This is a genomic window from Nocardia sp. NPDC004711 (genome assembly GCF_053601595.1).
This window is the reverse complement of the sequence record NZ_JBSGCB010000012.1, coordinates 159,037-179,724: the sequence shown is the minus strand read 5'-3', so window position 1 is coordinate 179,724 and position 20,688 is coordinate 159,037. Positions and strand designations below refer to the sequence as shown.

General features: G+C 70.0%; 16 protein-coding genes. 12 read left to right on the top strand and 4 right to left on the bottom strand.

Annotated features, from left to right (window positions below; all coding sequences use genetic code 11):
- The first annotated feature begins 42 nt into the window (after positions 1 to 42).
- The 4 genes from ACWEKS_RS14495 to ACWEKS_RS14480 all read left to right on the top strand — a co-directional run bounded on the left by ACWEKS_RS14495 (position 43) and on the right by ACWEKS_RS14480 (position 3,589).
- Positions 43 to 495 (top strand): flavodoxin family protein, encoded by a 453-nt coding sequence (locus ACWEKS_RS14495; RefSeq protein ID WP_357006853.1) that lies wholly within the window; start codon positions 43 to 45, stop codon positions 493 to 495.
- Between the two features lie 76 nt (positions 496 to 571).
- Positions 572 to 1,270, top strand: a complete 699-nt coding sequence (locus ACWEKS_RS14490; RefSeq protein WP_452340502.1) for a LuxR C-terminal-related transcriptional regulator — start codon at positions 572 to 574, stop codon at positions 1,268 to 1,270.
- Positions 1,267 to 2,556 (top strand): sensor histidine kinase, encoded by a 1,290-nt coding sequence (locus ACWEKS_RS14485; protein WP_452340501.1) that lies wholly within the window; start codon positions 1,267 to 1,269, stop codon positions 2,554 to 2,556. Before ACWEKS_RS14490 ends, ACWEKS_RS14485 begins: the two co-directional genes overlap by 4 nt.
- Positions 2,543 to 3,589 carry a hypothetical protein gene (locus tag ACWEKS_RS14480; protein ID WP_452340500.1) on the top strand — a complete coding sequence of 349 codons (1,047 nt, stop codon included), beginning with the start codon at positions 2,543 to 2,545 and terminating at the stop codon, positions 3,587 to 3,589. Before ACWEKS_RS14485 ends, ACWEKS_RS14480 begins: the two co-directional genes overlap by 14 nt.
- Before the next feature lie 4 nt (positions 3,590 to 3,593).
- On the opposite strand, the gene ACWEKS_RS14475 is transcribed toward ACWEKS_RS14480, so the two are convergent.
- A complete protein-coding gene (locus ACWEKS_RS14475; RefSeq protein ID WP_452340499.1) occupies positions 3,594 to 4,043 on the bottom strand; it encodes a hypothetical protein in 450 nt (149 codons plus the stop codon).
- A 146-nt stretch (positions 4,044 to 4,189) separates the two neighbouring features.
- Between ACWEKS_RS14475 and dapA the strand changes: the two genes are divergently transcribed.
- The gene (gene dapA, locus ACWEKS_RS14470) at positions 4,190 to 5,098 is read left to right on the top strand and encodes a 4-hydroxy-tetrahydrodipicolinate synthase (protein WP_452340498.1); all 909 of its coding nucleotides are present in this window, start codon (positions 4,190 to 4,192) and stop codon (positions 5,096 to 5,098) included.
- On the top strand, positions 5,095 to 7,110 hold the full coding sequence (locus tag ACWEKS_RS14465) for a ribonuclease J (protein WP_452340497.1): 2,016 nt from the start codon (positions 5,095 to 5,097) through the stop codon (positions 7,108 to 7,110). Before dapA ends, ACWEKS_RS14465 begins: the two co-directional genes overlap by 4 nt.
- 203 nt (positions 7,111 to 7,313) lie before the next feature.
- Here the strand turns inward: ACWEKS_RS14465 and ACWEKS_RS14460 are convergent, their stop codons facing one another.
- Positions 7,314 to 7,874: a hypothetical protein gene (locus ACWEKS_RS14460; protein ID WP_364614829.1), complete on the bottom strand. Its 561-nt coding sequence runs from the start codon at positions 7,872 to 7,874 to the stop codon at positions 7,314 to 7,316.
- Between the two features lie 38 nt (positions 7,875 to 7,912).
- Complete coding sequence (locus ACWEKS_RS14455) at positions 7,913 to 8,302, bottom strand: DUF4189 domain-containing protein (RefSeq protein ID WP_379398493.1); 390 nt, start codon at positions 8,300 to 8,302, stop codon at positions 7,913 to 7,915.
- Positions 8,303 to 8,549: 247 nt separating this feature from the next.
- Here ACWEKS_RS14455 and ACWEKS_RS14450 point away from each other — a divergent pair, with 247 nt between their 5' ends.
- The 6 genes from ACWEKS_RS14450 to ACWEKS_RS14425 all read left to right on the top strand — a co-directional run bounded on the left by ACWEKS_RS14450 (position 8,550) and on the right by ACWEKS_RS14425 (position 19,053).
- A complete protein-coding gene (locus ACWEKS_RS14450; protein ID WP_452340496.1) occupies positions 8,550 to 9,167 on the top strand; it encodes a TIGR03085 family metal-binding protein in 618 nt (205 codons plus the stop codon).
- A gap of 126 nt (positions 9,168 to 9,293) precedes the next feature.
- Positions 9,294 to 12,146, top strand: a complete 2,853-nt coding sequence (locus tag ACWEKS_RS14445) for a BTAD domain-containing putative transcriptional regulator (RefSeq protein WP_452340495.1) — start codon at positions 9,294 to 9,296, stop codon at positions 12,144 to 12,146.
- Between the two features lie 216 nt (positions 12,147 to 12,362).
- Complete coding sequence (locus ACWEKS_RS14440) at positions 12,363 to 14,963, top strand: DNA translocase FtsK (protein WP_452340494.1); 2,601 nt, start codon at positions 12,363 to 12,365, stop codon at positions 14,961 to 14,963.
- A 185-nt stretch (positions 14,964 to 15,148) separates the two neighbouring features.
- Positions 15,149 to 15,955, top strand: a complete 807-nt coding sequence (locus tag ACWEKS_RS14435) for a class I SAM-dependent methyltransferase (protein ID WP_452340493.1) — start codon at positions 15,149 to 15,151, stop codon at positions 15,953 to 15,955.
- A 232-nt stretch (positions 15,956 to 16,187) separates the two neighbouring features.
- A complete protein-coding gene (locus tag ACWEKS_RS14430) occupies positions 16,188 to 17,747 on the top strand; it encodes an alpha/beta fold hydrolase (RefSeq protein ID WP_452340492.1) in 1,560 nt (519 codons plus the stop codon).
- 76 nt (positions 17,748 to 17,823) lie between these two features.
- Positions 17,824 to 19,053, top strand: a complete 1,230-nt coding sequence (locus ACWEKS_RS14425) for an acyl-CoA dehydrogenase family protein (protein WP_379383748.1) — start codon at positions 17,824 to 17,826, stop codon at positions 19,051 to 19,053.
- Between the two features lie 8 nt (positions 19,054 to 19,061).
- Here ACWEKS_RS14425 and hutH read toward each other — a convergent pair whose 3' ends face one another.
- On the bottom strand, positions 19,062 to 20,651 hold the full coding sequence (hutH, locus tag ACWEKS_RS14420; RefSeq protein ID WP_452340491.1) for a histidine ammonia-lyase: 1,590 nt from the start codon (positions 20,649 to 20,651) through the stop codon (positions 19,062 to 19,064).
- Between the last annotated feature and the right edge of the window lie 37 nt (positions 20,652 to 20,688).

Genomic DNA, 20,688 nt, shown 5'->3' with positions numbered 1-20,688 from the left:
GAGGGCCCGGGCTGGGCGGCAAAGGAGGGTTAGGCTCGGGACGTGCCGACTCTGTTGATCATTCATCACACGCCGTCGCCGTTCATGCAGGAGATGTTCGAGGCGGTGGTGGCGGGCGCCACGGATCCCGAGATCGAAGGGGTCGACGTCGTACGGCGGGCCGCCCTGGGCGTGACGGCGAGTGATGTGCTCGCGGCGGACGGGTACCTGCTGGGGACGCCCGCGAATCTCGGCTATATGAGCGGAGCGCTCAAGCACGCATTCGACACCTTCTATTACCCGTGCCTGGATTCGACCCGGGGCCGGCCCTACGGGCTGTACATCCACGGGAATCAAGGGACCGAGGGGGCCGAACGGAGTGTCGAGAGCGCGACGACCGGACTCGGCTGGGAGAAAGCGGCCGCGCCGGTGATCGTGTTGGCGAAGCCGGAGAAGGCGGAGATCGAGCGCTGCTGGGAATTGGGGGCCACCATCGCCGCACAGCTGATGGGTTGAGCCCCCGATTTCTGGTGGCTGACATATTCGGCGGCTCGCCCGTCATACTCGTGGGGGCGTTCTCGGGGAACGTCACTTGGGAGTGTGGGAAGAGGTGACGGCCGCCGTGGAGGCGCAAGAGTCGGGGATACAACGCATCGGGCTGGTCGAGGACCATGAGTCGGTGGCGATCGGGTTGTCGGCCATGCTGGCCCCGGAAGCCGATCTGGAGTTGGTGATCACGGCGGGGACCGTGGCGGAATTGCTGTCGGCGGGGCCGCGATTGGATCTGGTGGTGCTGGATCTGCGGCTCGCGGACGGGTCCTCGCCCGATGACAATGTGCGGGCGCTGCGGGCGCGGGGGATCGAGGTGCTGGTGTTCACCGGGGCGGACAATCCGTTCCTGGTGCGGTCGGCCGCCCGGGCGGGCGTGCTGGGTGTGGTGCGCAAGTCCGAGGACATGCCGACCGTGGTCGCGGCGGTACGCCGGGCCGCGCACGGCGAACAGGTGGTGACCACCGACTGGGCCGCCGCCATCGACGGCGACCCGCAGCTGTCCGATGTCGGGCTGAGCCCGCGCCAGCAGCAGGTGCTGCAGCTGTACGCGTCGGGGGAGAAGGCCTCGCGGGTCGCCCGCATGACCGGCCTGTCGGAGCAGACCGTCAACGACTATCTGGGCCGCATCCGGCAGAAGTACGCCGACGCCGGCCGCCCGGCCCCCACCAAGACCGATCTGTACAAGCGGGCCGTCGAGGACGGGTGGCTGCCCGTTCCCGAGCGGAATCCGCGGACATGACGGCCTCGGGCACCCTGGAATCCCCGGCCGCACCCCGGCCGATGCCGTCCCTCGCGGCATTCACCCAGCGCCTGCGCGCCCGCCTCAGCATGCGGGAGGACCCGGCCACCGCCGCCTACGACCGCATCATGCGGCGGCTGGGCATCTCCATCGGCATCGCCGGCATCATCGTCGGCGGCGTCGAACTGCCGGAGGTGGCCGAACAGGGCCGCTACGCGCCGGGCTGGTGGACGGTGACCGCGGTGATGCTGGCCTTCGGCTGGTATCCGATCATCGCCGTGGTGTCGGCGGTGTCGGGTCCGCGGGCCATCCGCTTCGTCTGCGGCTGTGCGGCACTGAGTTTCCTGGGCGCCCTGGCCTCCATCCCGTTCGGGCTGGAAATTCACACCGTGGACGCCACCACGGTGTGGCCGTACCGGGTGACCGCGCTGGCGGTCACCGCGGCGGTGCTGGCCTGGTCCAGCCGAGTGACCGTGATCTATCTGCTGGCCGCCGCGACCTCGGCGGCGCTGGCCACCGTGTACACGCTCAGCTCGGTCACCCCGCAGCATGTGACCGAGAACTTCCTGCGCTCAGCGGGTTTGGCGGCCCTGTTCGTCTGGTGCGGCACCGCCGCCACCGGCGCCGCGGCCCGGGTCGACCGCGAATCCGCCATCACCAGCCGTCGCGCCGCCGCCCAGGCCGCCGCCCAGTCCCGCGACCGGGAGCGCGCTCGCTTCGCCGCCCTCATCCACGACGCCGTGCTCTCCACGCTGCTCGAGGCGTCCCGGGCCGGCACCAAATCCGATGTGCTGCAACGGCAGGCCGAACGCACCCTGGAGCAGCTCGACGCGTGCCGCGGCGCCCAGCGTGATCCCGATCTGCTCGACGCCCGCTCGGCGGTGCTGTTCCTGCGGGCCGCGGTGCAGGAGATCAATCCGAGCGTCCGTTTCGCCACCCGCACCTGGCCCGGCTACGACGATCTGCGCATGCCCGTGCACTCGGCCAGCACCATTGCCGCCGCGCTCACCGAGGCGGTGCGAAACAGCCTGCGGCACGCCGCCGTTCCGGGCCGGGAGGTGCGCCGCACCGTCACCGCCACGGTCAGCGCGGGCAGCATTCGCATCGTCTTCAGCGATGACGGCGCGGGTTTCGACCTGGCCGCCGTCTCCGCCGACCGCCTCGGCATCTCCATGAGCATCCTGGGTCGCATGCGCCAGCTGGCCGGCGGCTCGGCGTTCGTGGAATCCCAGCCGGGCGAGGGCACCACCGTGACACTGGTATGGGGTGGCGATGGCTCACGCTGACAGCTCCGGTATCGACCTGGAACCCCGGTTCGGGCTGCGCGATCTGCTCGGGTTGCGCGGCAGCACCGCCTGGCTGTTCCTGCTCATCCTCGAGGCCGTCATCGCGCTGTACATGATGCGCAATTTCGGCCAGTCGCCGCCGTGGGCGGCCTTCGCGAGTCTCGTGCTCATGCTCAGCGCGGGCGCGCTGGTCACCGCGATTCCGGTGGACCCGCTGCCGATCCCGGTGGCGTTGTACGCTGCGGCCGCACCGCCTGTCGCCACCGCCCTCACGGTCATGACCCCCACCCACGATCTGCCGAACGAGTCGGTGTGGTCGGCCTTCGCCTCGTCCTATGTCCTCGCGGTCCTGGTGCTGCGCGGGCGGATTCGCACCGCGTGGCTCGGCGTCATCGCCGTCGCGACGGTGCTGGTTACCCTCGGTCTGGGCTCGCATCTGCAACCCGGCACCCTGGTCGGCTCGCTGGTCCCGGTCGGCACCGTCACCGCCATCTCGGTGTTCACCGCGGTCATGCGCCCTATGCAGCGGTCACTGCGCATCCTGCGCGAGGACGCCATGATGCGGGCCGCGGCCGAGGCCACCATGGCCGCCGCGGACAGTGAGCGCACGCGTCAGCTCGCCCGTCTGGACCGGGTGGCCCGGCCGATCCTGGAACGCATCGCCGAGGGTGCGGAGCTGACCGCCGCCGAACGTGAGGAATGCCGGCTGCTGGAAGCCGAACTCCGCGACGGCCTGCGCGCACCGCAGCTGGTCACCGACGAGCTCAGCGGCGCGGCCCGCGGTGCGCGGGCGCGCGGCGTGGAGGTCGTGCTCCTCGACGATGGCGGTTTCGCAGGCGTCCCCGAATGGGTGCGCAAGCGCGTGATCGATGCTGCCACAAGGGAACTCGACGCCATCAACGCCGGCCGCATCACGGTCCGGGTGCTGCCGCTGGGCCGTCACGTATTGGCCACGGTGCTGGCGACGGCCCCCGACGAGGATCGCCGCACCGAGATCGACACCGACGGCAAGGTCACGACCATCACCGATTGATTGGTCACGGTGCGTCGCAGCGGCCGGGGCCACCCCGCTTCATCTGGTCGCGCAGCGCGGACTGCACGGTGGTCGACAGCCACGAGTTCAGCGACTGCCCGCTCTGCGCGGCCGCCTCCTCGGCACGGGCTTTGATCTGCTCCACCAGCCGCAGTGTCACCCGGCTGATATCACCGGTGACCTCGTCGAAGGTGGGGTGTTCCTCCTCGCCCGCGGTCTTGCGCACGTCGATGTGGGCATCGGTCCGGTCGACCGACACGTGCACCGTGCGGTCGGGGAGAGTCGTGCTCACCTCGGCGGCCAGTTCCGAGAGCGCGGCCAGCAGGACCAGCCGGGCGGAGTTCTCGGTGGCGGCGGCCAGGGCGGCGGCTGTAGCCTGGGTTTTCTCATCGCCGAGTGCCGCGGCGGCAATCAGGTTCTCGCGCAGCTGGGCGGTGTATTTGTTGAGATCCATGACACCAGTGTGACGTCGTCTCCGACGTCATTCAAGGAAACTTCTGACGCCAGAAGCGGTCGCTTGACGCGAATCGCCATCGCGCCGGGCGCGGTTCGGGTATAACGATGCAAATCCCGTTCCGGCGAGGCTGTAGCCTTCTGACTATGACGAACGGTGAATCGACGCGAACCGAGCTGCACGCGTCCGGCACAGTAGGTGTCGCGATGGTGACCCCCTTTACCGCCGAAGGCAAGCTCGACGTCGATGCCGGTGTCGCGCTGGCCGCCCGCCTGATCGACCGTGGCGTCGATCTGCTCGCCATCTCCGGCACCACCGGGGAATCGCCGACCACCACCGAGTCCGAGAAGTTCGATCTGCTGCATGCCGTCGTGGACGCCGTGGGCGACCGTGCCACCGTCATCGCGGGCGCCGGCACCTACGACACCGCGCACAGCATCGAACTGGCCCGCAACGCGCAGCGCGCGGGCGCGCACGGCCTGCTGGTCGTCACCCCGTACTACTCGCGTCCCAGCCAGGACGGCCTGTTCGCCCACTTCACCGCCGTCGCGGACGCGACCGACCTGCCGGTCACCCTCTACGACATTCCGCCGCGCTCAGTGATTCCCATTGCCACCGACACCATTCGCCGGCTCGCCGAGCACCCGCGCATCGTCGCGGTCAAGGACGCCAAGGGCGACCTGGGCGCCGGCGCCGAGCTGATCGCGGAGACCGGGCTCTCCTTCTACTCCGGCGACGATGTGCTCAACCTGCCGTGGCTGTCGGTCGGCGCGACCGGATTCATCAGCGTCATCGGCCATCTCGTGCCGGACCGCCTGCGCGCCTTGATCGACGCCTACCGCGCCGGCGACGTGCAGCGGGCCCGAGAGATCAATGTCAGCATGGCCCCGCTGAACCGGGCTATGGCCCGCCTCGGCGGCGTCGCCATGACCAAGGGTTCGCTGCGCCTGCTCGGCGTCGAGACCGGGGAACCACGGCTGCCACAACTCATGCCGACCCAGGATCAACTCGACGAACTCGCGGTGGACCTGCGCGCGGCCGGGGTGATTGCATGACCGGCCCCGCTCGTCGCCCCCGCCGTACCGCCAGCCGCGCCGCCGGTGCGCCCGCCCCGGCTGCGGAGACTCCCGTGCAGCCCGCGCCGGCTCCGGCCCAGGCCGAACCCGCCGCGCAGGCGAGCGCCGCTGCCGCGCCGCGGGAATCGGTGAAGGCCGCCGCCGCGCCGCAGGAATCGGTGAAGGCCGCCGCCCCGCGCACGGAATCGGCTGCGGCCGAACCGGTTCGGGAGCGTGGCGGCCGTGGCGGCCGCGGCGGTGACCGCACCCGACGCGGCGGCGGCCGGTCCCGGCAGGGCGGCCGCGATCGCGAGCCGGCCCCGGCCCCGCGCGACCCGCACGCGATGGGCACCCCTCCCAAAGCGCCCAAGGGCGGCCTGCGGGTGTTCGCGCTCGGCGGCATCGGTGAAATCGGCCGCAACATGACCGTTTTCGAGTACGACGGCAAGCTGCTGATCGTCGACTGCGGTGTGCTGTTCCCGGAGGATCAGCAGCCCGGCGTCGACCTGATCCTGCCCGACTTCGGTCCGATCGAGAACCGCATGGACGATATCGCCGCGGTCATCCTCACTCACGGTCACGAGGATCACATCGGCGCGGTGCCATTCCTGCTGCGCCTGCGGCGCGACATTCCGGTCATCGGTGCGAAGTTCACCCTCGCCCTGGTGGCGGCCAAGTGCCGCGAACATCGGTTGCAGCCCAACCTGATCGAGGTCACCGAGGGCGAGCGCACCCAGCACGGCGCGTTCGACTGCGAGTACTTCGCGGTCAACCACTCGATCCCGGACGCCATCGCGGTCGCCATCCGCACACCCGCGGGCATCGCGCTGCACACCGGTGACATCAAGCTCGATCAGCTGCCGCTCGACGGCCGCCTCACCGACCTGGCCGGGTTCTCCCGCCTGGGCGACGAGGGCGTCGACCTGTTCCTGGTCGACTCCACCAATGCCGAGGTGCCGGGCTTCGTGACGCCCGAGCGCGAGATCGGCCCGGTGCTCGACAACGTGATCGGCAAGGCCAAGGGCCGGGTCATCGTGGCCTCCTTCGCCTCTCACGTGCACCGCATCCAGCAGGTGGTGGACGTGGCGCAGCGCTACGACCGCCGGGTGTGCTTCGTGGGCCGGTCCATGGTCCGCAATATGCAGATCGCGCAGGACCTCGGCTACCTGGACATCCCGGACGGCCTGGTGGTCGACCTGGATCAGGCCGCCAACCTGCCGGTGCACAAGCTGGTGCTGATCTCCACCGGCTCGCAGGGTGAGCCGCTGTCGGCGCTGTCGCGCATGGCGCGCGGCGACCACCGCCAGATCAATATCCGCCCGGACGATCTGGTGGTGCTGGCCTCCTCGCTGATCCCCGGCAACGAGAACGCGGTCTTCGCGGTCGTGAACGGCCTGGCCCGCCTGGGCGCCACGGTCGTCACCCAGCAGAACGCGAAAGTCCATGTCTCCGGCCATGCTTCGGCGGGTGAGCTGCTCTACCTCTACAACGCGGTCCGCCCGACCAACGCCATGCCCGTGCACGGCGAGTGGCGGCACCTGCGCGCCAACGGCGCGCTCGCGGTGGCCACCGGCGTGCCCGAGGAGCGGGTCATCCTGGCCGAGAACGGCGTGGTGGTGGACCTGGTGGACGGCATCGCCACCATCTCCGGCCGCGTCCCGGTCGGCCAGGTCTACGTGGACGGCCTGTCGGTCGGCGACGTCGGCGAGTCCACCCTCTCCGACCGCCTGGTCCTGGGCGAGGGCGGCTTCATCTCCATCAACGTCGCCGTCGACTCGGCCACCGGAAAGGCCGTCAGCACACCAGAGGTCAGCGGCCGCGGCTTCTCCGACGACCCCGAGGCGCTCTCCGGCGCTCAGGAACTCGTCGAGAACGAACTGCACCGCCTGGCGGTCGAGGGTGTCACCGACACCCACCGAATCGCCCAGTCCATCCGCCGCGTGGTGGGCCGCTGGGTGGCCGAAGTCTACCGCCGCCGCCCCATGATCGTCCCCACGGTCATCGGCGTCTGACCCGGCACCCAACCGAAAACCCAACCGCCCGAGCAGTATTCCGCTGCTCGGGCGGTTTCGCTTGCCGCACGGCCGAATCCGCTGCGAACACAGCTCCGCCCCCGACGGTGCTGCTGTCGGGGGCGGCAAAACTGGGCGGGTCTCCCGCCCGGGGGTTCCTCGTCCGGAGACGGCACTCCGCCGGGGGCGGGAACTACACGAGTTTACTTATCCTGGCAGGCGGCCGAATCGAGCTTCGCGGCCTTGACGATGCTGCAGGCGTAGTTGTGGTCGATCTTCCAGTCGCTGCCGTCGGCGACGAAGGAGACCGTGGCGTTCTGGACCGGCTTGCCGTCGATGGTGACGTCGGCGTCGGCCTTGAGCTTGCCGTTCGCCGGGTCGCCGACGTTGGTGATCTTGATGGTGACGTTGTTGGCCTTGGCGGCGTCGACCAGCTTCTGGGCCAGCTGGGGGTCGAGGGCGGCGTCCTCGATCCAGTCGGTCTTGGTCTTGGAGTCGATGGACGGGTCGAACGCCTTGGTGACCTTGTCGTTCAGTTCCTGCACGCTCGGCTTGGGCAGATCCGCGACCGTGGTGGGGGCGGGGGCCGCGCCGGTGATCTTGCCATCGCCCTCGGTGCTGCCGTCGAACTTGCCGGCGGGGGCGGCCGCGGAGGTGGTGGACGCGGCCTTGGTGCTGTCATCGGACTTGCTGCAGGCGACCAGGCCGAAGGCCGAGGTGGCCAGCATCAGCGCGGCGGTCGCGCGAAAGATGGTGTGCTTCAACGAAATTCTCCCCGTTGTTGTGGAATGGCGCCGTCGGATCAGAGCTGGTAGCCGGTGGTGCAGTTCCAGTGAATGATGGTGGCGTCGCCGGAGTTCCGGCCCAGCGCCTGGCTCTTGGCCGCGCTGCGCGAGGAGGCCGCGCCGAAGGTGTAGTAGCCGTCGCGCGACGAGTAGGCGATCGCGCCGCAGCCGTTCGCGAAGCGCGCCACGATGTGGCAGTCGGCCTGGGGGCACGAGCTCATGGCGGCGTTCTGCGCCGAGGGGCTGTCGGAATAGTCGTAGGAGTAGCCGATATGACCCGTGGACGGCGACAGCGCGATGGCGCCGTAGTAGTAGTCCTGGTAGGCATTGGCCGGAGCCGCGGTCGCGGCCAGCAGGGAGCCGGCGGCCGCGACCATCACGGCTGCGCCGCTGACAATCTTCTTCAAAGTGTTGCCCTTCTTGTGCTTTCGAATCCACGACCCTATGGACCGAGGGATCAAGCTACCGATACGGAAAGGTTGCCGCCAACCCGGATCTGTGTTTTGTGCGGTGTCCTCGAGCGCGGCGTCGCCGCCGGCCGCACTGGCACAACCGGAAGCCGCGATCACGATCAACTGTCGTGCTTATGAAGGACCGGGTGGTTCCCTTAACGCCGTCGTGCGCATTCCGACATCCCCGACTAAGGTTCCCCTTATGACTTTGGCTCAACGGGAGCGCCAGGCCCTGGTTCAGGCGATGGCGGAAGCCGGCCCGGACGCGCCCACCCTGTGCGGTGACTGGACGGCCCGAGACCTGGCCGCGCACTTGGTCGTCCGGGAACGCCGCCCCGACGCCGCCCCCGGCATCCTGCTGAAGCCCTTCGCCTCCTATCTGGACAGCGTGCAGCGCAAGGTCACCCAGCGCCCGTTCGCCGACCTGCTCGACGAGGTGCGCAGCGGCCCGCCGTTGCTCCTGCGCCCGGTCGACTCGCTGATGAACACCACCGAGATGTTCGTCCACCACGAGGACGTCCGCCGCGCCGCGCCCGGCTGGGAGCCGCGCACGCTGCCCGCCGCCGATGAGAACCAGCTCTGGAAGGTGCTGACGGGCTTGGCGCGCATGGCATATCGCAAATCGCCGGTTACTGTCGCGCTCTCCACGCCCGACGGCCGCCGCACCGTCGCCCGCCAGGCCGGTGACCGCACCGTGGTGCTGGCCGGGCCGCCCTCGGAGCTGCTGCTGCATGCGTTCGGCCGCAATGCCGTCCGGCTCGAGGCCACCGGCGCTCCGGACGACGTGGCACTGGTGCACGCCCTCGACCGCAGCGTCTGACCCGTCCGCCGTCGCGACCGCCCGCCCGGCGGGAGTGGCAGCGCGCCCACCGGTCATGAAACGATCACGCGTCGAGCGGTAGCTTGCGTCCTCGGCAGCGGCCCGTGTGTGATGAGGTGGTAGGCAATGTCTTGGCAACTGGCGGTTCTCGGACCGGTCGAGTTGACGGCCGATGGCGTGCCGATTCCGCCCATGCCGCCCAAACAGCAGGCGGCGCTGGCCATGCTGGCGTGCGCGCGCGGGCGCACGGTCTCGGTCGAGGAACTGGTGGACGGCATCTGGGGTGCCGAGCGGCCGAGCTCGGCGGTGGGCGCGCTCCGGAATTACGCGTGGGCGCTGCGCAAGCATCTGGCCGTGCAGCAGTCCGTGTCGCTGTCGTCGGAAGCGCGCGGCTATCGCCTGGACGGGCCGCTGCACCTGGATGTCGACCGCATCGACCGGTTGCGTGGCGAGGCGGCCGAGGCGCGTGCCGCCGGCTGCCTGGAGACCGCCGACGTCGCGCTGCGTGACGCACTGGGCGCGTGGCGCGGTGATCCGCTGACCGGCGTGCCCGGGCCGTGGGCCGCGGCCGAACGTGCGCGGCTGCGGCGGCTGCATCGCGTCCTCACCGAGGATCTCCTCGAGCTCACCGTGCAACGCGGCGACTTCTCGCACGCCATGGCCGAATTGGCCGCGCTCATCACCGGTGATCCGCACAGCGAGCGGCTGCGCGGGCTCATGATGACGGCCCTCTACCGGGCGGGCCGCCGCACCGAGGCGCTCGAGGAATATCAGCGCATTCGCAGGCTGCTGGTGGCCGAGCAGGGCATCGAGCCGGGTCCGGCGCTGGCGGAGCTGCACCGTCAGATCCTGGCCGACGAGCTGCCCACCGTGGCAGCGGAGACCGCGCCGATCGCCGTCGTCGCGCCCAGGCCGGCCCAATTGCCGCCCGACACAGCCGATTTCACCGGCCGCCAGGATTTGGTGCGGGAGTTGTGCGCCGTGCTCGGCGCGACCCGGCCGATCGTGGCTATCTCCGGGATGGGCGGGGTCGGGAAGACGGCGCTGGCTCTGCATGTGGCACACCGCATCCGGGACCTGTACCCGGACGGCCAGCTGTACATGGATCTGTTCGGCGCGGGCGCGACGCCGGCCGAACCGGAGCACGTGCTGGGCGCGTTCCTGCGCGCACTGGGCGTGGCGCAGAAGGAGATTCCGGTCGGCGTCGCCGAGCGGGCCGCGCTGTTCCGGTCCGCCAGCAGCGACCGCCGCCTGCTGATCGTGCTCGACAATGCTTGCGACGCAGCGCAAGTCGCGCCGCTGCTGCCGGGGGACTCCGGCTGCGCGGTGCTGGTGACGGCGCGCCGCCCGCTCACCGCCCTCCCCGGTGTGCGCTCCGCGGCCCTGACGGTGCTCGAACCCGAGGAGGCCGTCACCCTGTTCACCCGCATCGTCGGCGCGGTGCGAGTGGCGGCCGAACCCGACGCGGTGCGCCGCATCGTGGAACTGTGCGGCCTGCTGCCCATGGCGGTGCGCATCGTGGCCGCGCGGGTGGCGGCCCGGCCGCAGTGGACCGTGGTCTCGGAGGCGGACCGGCTCGCGGCCGAACGCCATGACCTGGACCGCTTCCGGGCCGGGGACCTGGCGCTGACGGCCGCCTTCCACGCGGGCTACGAGCAACTGCCGCCGGACACGGCGCGCGCCTTCCGGCTGCTCGCCGTCGCGGATCTGCCCGAGCTCTCGCTGGCCGCCACCGCCGCGGTCCTCGATACCGTCGAATCGGTGGCCGAGGACCTGTGCGAGGAGCTGGTGGACCGCGGCATGCTGGAATCGGTCGGCCGGGGCCGCTACCACTATCACGATCTGATGCGCCTGTTCGCGCTCGGCCGTCCCGACCGCGAGCGCGAACTCGATGTCACCGCCCGCCTGCTCGACTACTACCTGGCCACCATGAAAACGGTGCTGCGCGTCCGGCATCCGGGCCTGCGGCTGCGTCTCGCGCCCACCGGGCACCCCGGCACCCGCCTCGACGATCTGGACTCGACCCGCGACTTCCTCACCATCGAGCGCCGCAATCTGGCCGCCGTCTACCGGCTGGCGGTCGCGGGGACACCCCGGCATCGGGTGCTGGCGGCGGATCTGGCGCTGACCGTCGCCGAGACGGGGCTGGCCTGTGACGCCACTGTCGACCTGGTCAAGGTTCTCGAAGAGCTGGTGCAGGCCATCACCTCCGACGGTGACATCGTGGCCGCCCGCCGGGCCCGGCTGACGCTGGTCTTCGCGCTGGCCGCAGAACTGGAAGAGCCGCACGCGGCGGCCGTGCACGTGCGTGGGCTGCTCGCCGACGACGATCCGGATATCGATCCCTGGACCTCCGGCGCGATTCAGGGCTTCGCGGGCGTGCTCGCTCTGCACGACGGCGACCCGGCCCGCGCCACAACGCATTTCGCGACCGCCCTCACCTACTACCGACGCGCCGACAGCTCCGAGTGTGTCCGCGTCGCGTATTCGCTGCTCGCCCGGGCCTATTCGGCGGCCGGCCGCAACCGCGACTCCCTGGCCGCCGCGGCCCGGGCGGTGGTCGGCGACAACGAGTCCGGGGTGCGCCGCAATGTGGTGTGGGGCCTGACCGAGGCCGCTTGGATTCTCAGCAGCGAGGGCGATGCCGACCGCGGCGCCCGCCTTTTCGATGCCGCCCTGGTCACCGCCCGCCGCTTCGGCAACACCCGCTTCGAATCGGTGATCCACGCCCGCGCCGCGCGCGCCGACCTGGCCGCCGGCCGCTACGCCCAGGCCGCCGACCACGCCGAACGCGCCGAGGCCACCCGGATCTCGGCCGGCGGTGCCGCCCACACCCACAATCTCCTGGTCCGCTACACGGCTCTGCGCCGCCTGGGCCGCACCCTCGACGCCGCCGAGTGCTACCGCACCGCCAGCACCCAGATCCCCGATTTCGACGCCGCCCTCACCACCTGGACCGCCCTCCCCGCGACTCGCTGATCCAGCCCCGCTGCAGGCCGTGGCGGTTTTCCGACGCGCGAATGGGCCGGTACAGCCCGGGCGCGGCGTGGTGTGACGGGTGGTTTCGGGCCGCTTCGAGGCGGGTAATCCCGCCGTCGGCGTGGGTTTTTGGTTGTGAGCGCCACAGTTTCTGATTCGGGTGGGCCGGGTGTTGCGGATGGTCCGGGTGGTGCTGTTGCGGCTAGCCTGGGACGCATGGCAGGTAAGGCCCGCACCGGAACGTCACGTTCGCGAGCGGCGGCTACGCGGGGGCAGGCTCCTGCACAGGCCCGCGCTCGCAGCCCACGCACCCCCGCGAAGGGGCGCGGGGGAGCGGGACGGAAGGCGCCGGCCCGGCGGCCCGCTCCGCGGCGCGGGTCGAATACCGCACCGCTGGCGGTGGTTCGGCGGGGCGTCACCAGCGGCTGGACCATGATGGCGCGGGGGCTGGGCGCGACGACGCGGGCGGTCAGCCGGGCCGGGGAGATCGAGCACGGGCATCGGCGCGACGGGATCGCGCTGGGGCTGGTGGCTTTCGCCTTCGTGATCGCGGCGGCCGTGTGGATGTCGGCGGGCGGTCCGGTCGGGCACTGGGTCGATGCCGTGGTGCGCGCGGTGGCCGGATCCGCCTCGGCGGCACTGCCGTTCGTGGCGGTGGCCATCGCGGTGATTCTGATGCGGACCGAGCCGCAGCCGGAGATCCGGCCCCGGCTGGTGCTGGGCGGTCTGCTGGCCGGGCTGCCGGTGCTGGGTCTGTGGCATCTGGCGGCGGGTTCGCCGTCCGACGCGCACGGTCGCGCGCACGCCGCCGGATTCGTCGGCTACGTGGTGGGTGGTCCGCTGGGTCAGGGGCTGAGCGCCTTCTTGGCGGTGCCATTGCTCATGCTGGCCATCGGTTTCGGGCTGCTGCTGATCACCGGCACCCAGGTGCGGGATGTGCCCGCCCGGCTGCGGGAGATCTTCGGCACCGGCGCGGGCGGCGACGAATACGAGAGCTACTCCGAGGAACGCGGCCTCTACGACCCCGACAGCTATGACGTCGACGGCTTCCCGATGCACCGGCCCGAGGTGCGCAAGCGCCGCGGCCGTACGCCGTCGGAGAACTATCCGACCGACGAGTTCTCAGGTTCCGACGCGGTCACCGAGATCATCGGCGAGCCGCCGCTGCAGGACGCCAAGGACATCGCCGCGCCGGAGGAGAAGCCGAAGCCCAAGCCGCGCAAGGCCATCGCGAAGGTCGTCGATCAGACCCCGCCGCCGCCGGAGCCGCAGCAGCTGGAGTTCGTCACCGACCGTGAGGTGGACGGCGATTACACGCTGCCGTCGCTGTCGCTGCTCACCGACGGCGAGCCGCCGAAGAAGCGCAGTGCGGCCAACGAATCCATGATCGAGGCCATCACCGAGGTGCTGGTGCAGTTCAAGATCGACGCCGCGGTCACCGGTTTCGTGCGCGGCCCGACGGTCACCCGCTACGAGGTGGAGCTGGGCCCCGGCGTGAAGGTCGAGAAGATCACCGCCCTGGCCCGCAATATCGCGTACGCGGTGGCGACCGAGAATGTCCGTCTGCTGGCGCCGATTCCGGGCAAGTCGGCCGTCGGCATCGAGGTGCCGAACGCGGACCGCGAACTGGTGCGCCTGGCCGACGTGCTGAAGGCCACGAGCACCCGCAACGACCATCATCCGCTGGTGATCGGTCTGGGCAAGAACATCGAGGGCGAGTTCGTCGCGGCCAATCTGGCCAAGATGCCGCATCTGCTGGTGGCCGGTTCGACCGGTTCGGGTAAGTCGAGCTTCGTCAACTCCATGCTGGTCTCGCTGCTGTGCCGGGCCACCCCCGATGAGGTCCGCATGATCCTCATCGACCCCAAGATGGTGGAACTGACGCCCTACGAGGGCATTCCACACCTGATCACCCCCATCATCACCCAGCCCAAGAAGGCCGCGGCGGCGCTGGCCTGGCTGGTGGAGGAGATGGAGCAGCGGTATCAGGACATGCAGGCCAACAAGGTCCGCCATATCGACGACTTCAACCGGAAGGTGAAGTCCGGCCAGATCACCGCGCCGCTGGGCAGCGAAAGGGTCTACCGCCCTTACCCGTACATCCTGGCCATCGTGGACGAGCTCGCCGACCTCATGATGACCGCGCCGCGTGACGTCGAGGACGCCATCGTCCGCATCACCCAGAAGGCCCGTGCCGCAGGCATTCACCTGGTGCTGGCCACCCAGCGGCCCTCGGTGGACGTGGTCACCGGTCTGATCAAGACGAATGTCCCGTCCCGCCTGGCCTTCGCGACCTCGTCACTGACCGACTCGCGCGTCATCCTGGACCAGCCGGGCGCGGAGAAGCTCATCGGCATGGGCGACGGCCTGTTCCTGCCCATGGGCGCAAGCAAACCGACCCGTCTGCAGGGCGCCTTCATCTCCGACGAGGAGATCGCCGCCGTCGTCGACTTCGCCAAGACCCAGGCCGAACCCGACTACCAGGAGGGCGTCACCGCCGCCAAGGCCGGCGAGAAGAAGGACGTCGACCCCGACATCGGCGACGACCTCGACCTCCTCCTGCAGGCCATCGAACTGGTCGTCACCTCCCAATTCGGTTCCACCTCCATGCTGCAACGCAAACTCCGCGTCGGCTTCGCCAAGGCCGGCCGCCTCATGGACCTGATGGAAACCCGTGGCGTCGTAGGCCCGTCGGAAGGCTCCAAGGCCCGAGACGTCCTCATCAAACCCGACGAACTCGACGGCCTCCTCTGGACCATCCGAGGCGGCGACGGCGCGCCGCCCGCCTCGGATGACGCTGAGCCCGAGGGCCTTTAGCCGTTCAGTCCTCGCCGGGAACATTTGTTCAATCCACCGACACACCTCGGCCGGGATAGTGCACGTATGACTGTTTCCGGCAACAATTTACGCGCAGCCGCCGAGCTGATTCGGCCACTGCCGCTCATTACGGCACCCCCGCTCGGCCTTCATTGCGAAACACGCACGGTGGGAAGGGAAGACAGATGACCCGAGCCGAACTGACGGGCGTGCCCGAGACGGCGTTGTGGACGCTGCGCAACCGGGCCGAGGAGGCGCTACGCGCGGATTCCGGCTACGCCGACGACGAGGCGGTGCGGCTCTACCGTGCACTGGCCGGGGAGGACTTCGAGCGATTCGGGCCACCCAGCCAGGTCCACTCGTTGCGCGCGATGGTGATCGACGAGATCATCGCCGACTTCCTCGCCACCCACCCCGGTGGGCCGGTGGTCGCACTCGGCGAGGGGCTGCAGACAACGTACTGGCGTCTGGGCGAACCCGCGGCCGCCTGGTTCTCCCTCGACCTGCCGGAAATGGTTGCCGCCCAGCAGCGACTGCTACCTCCGGCCCCGGGGATCACCCGCCTGGCACGCTCGGTGCTCGACCGGTCCTGGCTCGACGAAGTGCCGTCCGGCCCCGCGGTGGTCACCGCCGAAGGCCTGTTCATGTACCTCCCGCCCGCCGAGGTCCACCTGCTGATCGCGGACCTGGCCGCACACTTCCCCGGCGGCATACTCCTCTACGACTCCATCCCACGCGTATTCAGCGCGCTGACGACGAAGGGCAGGGTGCGCCTAAGCAACCGCTATACCGCCCCACCGATGCCGTCCAGCCAGTCCCTCCGTCAGGCGCGCCGGCTGCCCACTCGAATTCCGGGAGTCGTTGCGTCCGAGGACCTCATCCCGCCGCCCGGCCGGGGCCGATGGGCCTCCCCACTGCTGCGCCGGGTCGCGAGTGCCCCGGTCATGCGCGCGCTGCGCCCCTCACTCACCCTGCTCCGATTTTCGGAGTGAGCTTTCGACGGCCTGCAGCACAAGTAGCCGCACAGGGTGCTGTACTTCCCGCGCAACAGTCAAACCTGTCACGCACACTGCGCCCCGGATCCGGTTGCCCGGACCGGACCTCGCGAACCGGCCGATCCGTCCGGCCTGCGGCACGGTGCGGCGGAATCACCGTGCCGGACATGGTTGTTCGATGCGAGGTAGGGTGGCGGCGGATTCGATCGCGCCTTGGGGAGGGGCAGTGATGGGTGGAGTGCGTTCGGCACGGTGGTTGCTACGGACGGCCGCCGCGGCCGCCTGCGGAGTGATGGCCACCGGGATCGCGCCGGTGGCGGCCGCCGATCCGGGCAGCGAATTGCTGTGGGGGCCTTGCCCGGCCGAGGCGAAGGCGGGCGATGCCGAGTGCGCCGGCCTGTCGGTGCCGATGGATTACGCAGTGCCGGACGGCCGGCGCATCGACATCACGATCAGCCGGATTCCGGCGAGCGATCCGGTGCACAAGCGCGGGGTGCTGTTCGCCGGCCAGGGCGGGCCGGGTGCGGACGCGCTGGGTTTCTGGGCGCCCCGGAACGTGACAGTGCCCGACCTGCATCGGGAGTTCGATGAGATCGCGGTGCAGCCGCGCGGGCTGCGGTGGGCGACGCCACTGCAGTGCAGGACGACCACCATGGTCGTCATTCCGGTGACCGACCGATCCGCGTGCGAGAGCGCCGATCCAGGCTATCCGCGCACCATCACCACCGAAACCTTGGCGCGCGACCTGGATTCGGCGCGGCGGGCCCTGGGCGCCGACCGGATCGATTTCTACGGCGGCTCGTACGGCACATTCCTGGGCGCCGCGTACGCCACCGTGTTCGCCCCGCATGTCGATCACCTGGTGGTGGACGGAAATGTGAACCCGCTGTGGGATTGGCGGGAGCAATTCGCGCAGGGCTGGCGGGCCAGGGAGGCGGGCTTCACCGAACTGTTCGATTGGATCGCCGGCAACGACTCCGTCTACGGCCTGGGCGCCACACGCAATGCCGTTGCCGCCGAATGGGTCCGGCAGGTCGACGCGCAGGGCGGCGGCTGGCTGGCCCGCCTCGATCCGGCGCTCGGCGGTGCGGGCGGTGCGCTCACCGTCCCGGGCCGGACGCCCGCTGCGGACGAGGTCTCCGGGCGCATCGCGAATCTGGTGCAGACCGTGCGGCATCCGAGCGGCACGACCAGTCCGACCTATGCCGCCGCCTCGATCGCGGTGTACTCGCGCAACCTGTGGCCGGATCTCGCCGAGGGGATGCGCCGGTACCGCGCCGACCCGCAACACACCGAATTCCTCACCTATCTGACCAATCGGACCGCCTTGGATCCGACCGGCCAGTGGATGTACGACGCGATCACCTGCAACGAGGACACCGGAACCCCGGACCCGGCCGCGGTCCCGGCCGCGATCGGTGACTTCGTCTCCGGCGCGAGCATTTTCGCCTTCTTCTCCCGCCTGCAGGCTTCCGGCGCGTTCTGCGGAGCCTGGCCCGCCTCGTCCGACCGCATCCGTGTCGACGGCACCGGCCTGGCGACCCGTCCGCTGGTGCTGCAGAGCACCCGCGACACCGCCACCCCCGCCGCGGGCGGTCCGGCCATGGCCGCCGCCCTGAACGGCACCCTGGTCTGGGTGGATGGCACCGACCACGGCTCGTTCGGTCGCGGCAATTCGCCCGTCGACGCGACGGTCGTGCGCTATCTCGAATCGGGCGATGTCACTCTCACGGCGGCTGCGGCCGCGGCCATCACCACACCCAACCCGCCCGCCGAGCTGCCGGGCTGATCTCACCGGCGGCCAAAATAGAACGTGTTCTATATTCGAGGGTAACCGTTCCGGCGAGCCCTCGGGAGTTCACTTCATGTACCAGTGGTCCGACGAAGACCTGATGTTCCGCGATGCCCTGCGCGGATTCATCGACAAGGAGATCAAGCCCAACGTCGAGCAGCTGGAAAGTGGTGCGCTGCCGCCCTTCGACACCATTCGCAAGCTGTACGCGACCTTCGGACTGGACGAGTTGGCTCGCGAAGGGCTGGAGAAGGCCTTCGCGCGGGAAGAGGGTGGCGCCGAGAACAAGCCGGGCAAGTCCGGCGGTGGGTTCAGCGGATCCGGCAGCATGGGCGTGATCCTGAACAGTGAGCTGGCCGGCATCAGCCTGGGCCTGGTGGCCTCGATGGGCGTGAGCCTCGGCCTCACCGTCGGCACCATTCGCAGCCGCGGCACCCTGGCACAGAAGAAGCGCTGGCTGCCCGAGCTGGTCACCTTCGAGAAGGTCGGCGCCTGGGCCATCACCGAACCCGATTCGGGCTCGGACGCTTTCGGCGGCATGAAGTCCTACGTCCGCCGCGACGGCGAGGACTACATCCTCAACGGCCGGAAGACCTTCATCACCAACGGCCCGTACGCGGACGTCACCGTCGTCTACGCCAAGCTCGACGAGGAGGACGGCACCGACCGTCGCGACCGCAAGGTGCTCACCTTCGTGCTCGACAAGGGCATGCCGGGCTTCACCCAGAGCGCCGCCTTCAAGAAGATGGGCATGAACTCCTCGCCCACCGGCGAACTGTTCTTCGACAATGTCCGCATCACCCCCGACCGGCTGCTCGGCGAAACCGAGAATCCGGCCAAGGGCGACGGAAAGGATAGTGCCAAGGAGTCTTTCGCCGCCGAGCGCATCGGCATCGCCTCGCTGGCGTTGGGCATCATCAACGAATGCCACCGGCTCAGCGTCGATTACGCCAAGTCGCGCAAGCTGTGGGGCAAGGAGATCGCCCAGTTCCAGCTCATCCAGCTCAAGCTGGCCGAGATGGAGATCGCGCGAATCAATGTGCAGAACATGGTGTTCAACGCCATCGAGCGCACCGCTGCGGGCGAGAAGGTCTCCCTCGCCGAGGCCTCGGCCATGAAGCTGTACTCCTCGCGCGCGGCCACCGAGGTCGCCATGGAGGCCGTGCAGCTCTTCGGCGGCAACGGCTACATGGCCGAGTACAAGGTGGAGCAGCTCGCCCGCGACGCCAAGTCGCTCATGATCTACGCGGGCAGCAACGAAATTCAGGTCACCCACATCGCCAAGGGCCTGCTCGGCGGGTAACCCCGCGCTCAGGACAGCGGGCCCACCACGGATTCGGCGCCGGCCAGCAACTCGCCCGAGGCCGCCAGCTGCACGACCGCTTCGATCTCCGGTGCCAGGTAGCGGTCGGCGCCCGGTCCCTCGACCACCGCACGAATCCGGTCGCGGACCGCGGCGGTCGCGGGGGACGGTTCCAGCGGAGCCCGCAGATCCAGGGCACGGGCCGCGGTGAGGGCCTCGATGGCCAGCACCCGGGTCAGGCCGTCGATGGCGCGACGCAGCTTGCGAGCCGCGGACCAGCCCATCGACACGTGGTCCTCCTGCATCGCCGAGGAGGGGATCGAGTCCACGCTCGCGGGCGCGGCCAGGCGCTTGAGCTCGGAGACGATCGCGGCCTGGGTGTACTGGGCGATCATGTGGCCGCTGTCGACGCCGGGATCGTCGGCCAGGAACGGCGGCAGGCCGTGGTTGCGGGCCCGGTCCAGGAAGCGGTCGGTGCGGCGCTCGCTGATGCTGGCCACATCGGCGACGACGATGGCCAGGAAGTCCAGCACGTAGGCCACGGGCGCGCCGTGGAAGTTGCCGTTGGACTCCACCCGGCCGTCGAGGGTGACCACCGGATTGTCCACGGCACTGGACAATTCGTAGGACGCGATCCGTTCGGCGTGCGCGAGGGTGTCGCGCGCGCCGCCCGCGACCTGCGGGGCACAGCGCAGCGAGTAGGCGTCCTGCACCACCGTGCAGTCGGGGGTCGCGTGGCTGGCCACGATGCCCGAACCCTGCAGCAGCCGAACCATATTCGAGGCGGCGAGCGCCTGACCCGGCTGCGGGCGCAGGGCCTGCAGGTCGGCGGCGAACACCTTGTCGGTGCCGAGCAGGCCCTCGACGCTCATCGACGCGGTCACGTCGGCCAGGCGGAAGAGCCGGCGCAGGTCGTGGCAGGCCAGCACGAGCATGCCGAGCATGCCGTCGGTGCCGTTGATCAGCGCCAGGCCCTCCTTCTCCGCGAACACCACCGGCTCGAGGCCGGCCGCGGCCAGCGCCTGCGCGGCCGGCATGAGCGTGCCGTCCGCATCGCGGACCATGCCCTCACCCATCACCGCGAGGGCGACGTGCGACAGGGGAGCCAGGTCGCCGGAACAACCGAGGCTGCCGTACTCGTGCACGACCGGCGTGATCCCCGCCGACAGCAGCGCGGCGTACGCCCGGGCGACTTCCACGCGCACGCCGGTCCGGCCGGTCGCCAGCGTGGACAGCCGCAGCAGCATGAGGGCACGGATCACCTCACGCTCGACCTCGGGCCCCGAACCGGCCGCGTGCGAGCGAACCAGGCTGCGTTGCAACTGAGTTCGCAGTTCCAGCGGAATGTGCCGGGTGGCCAGGGCGCCGAAACCGGTCGATACGCCATAGACCGGCTTCGGTTCGGCCGCCAGCGCCTCGATCCGTGTGCGGCTCGCCGCGATCACGGTGAGCGCGTCCTCCGACAGCCGCACGGTGGCATTGCCACGGGCGACCCGGACCACGTCCTCGGAGGTGAGGGCGCCGACGCCGACGACGACTTCGGTGTCGGATGCCGCCGCGGCGTGCTGCTCGGAAAGTCTGAGGGTGTTCGCGTTCATCGTGTTGTTGTCCAATCCAATCTGCGGTCAGGGAAGA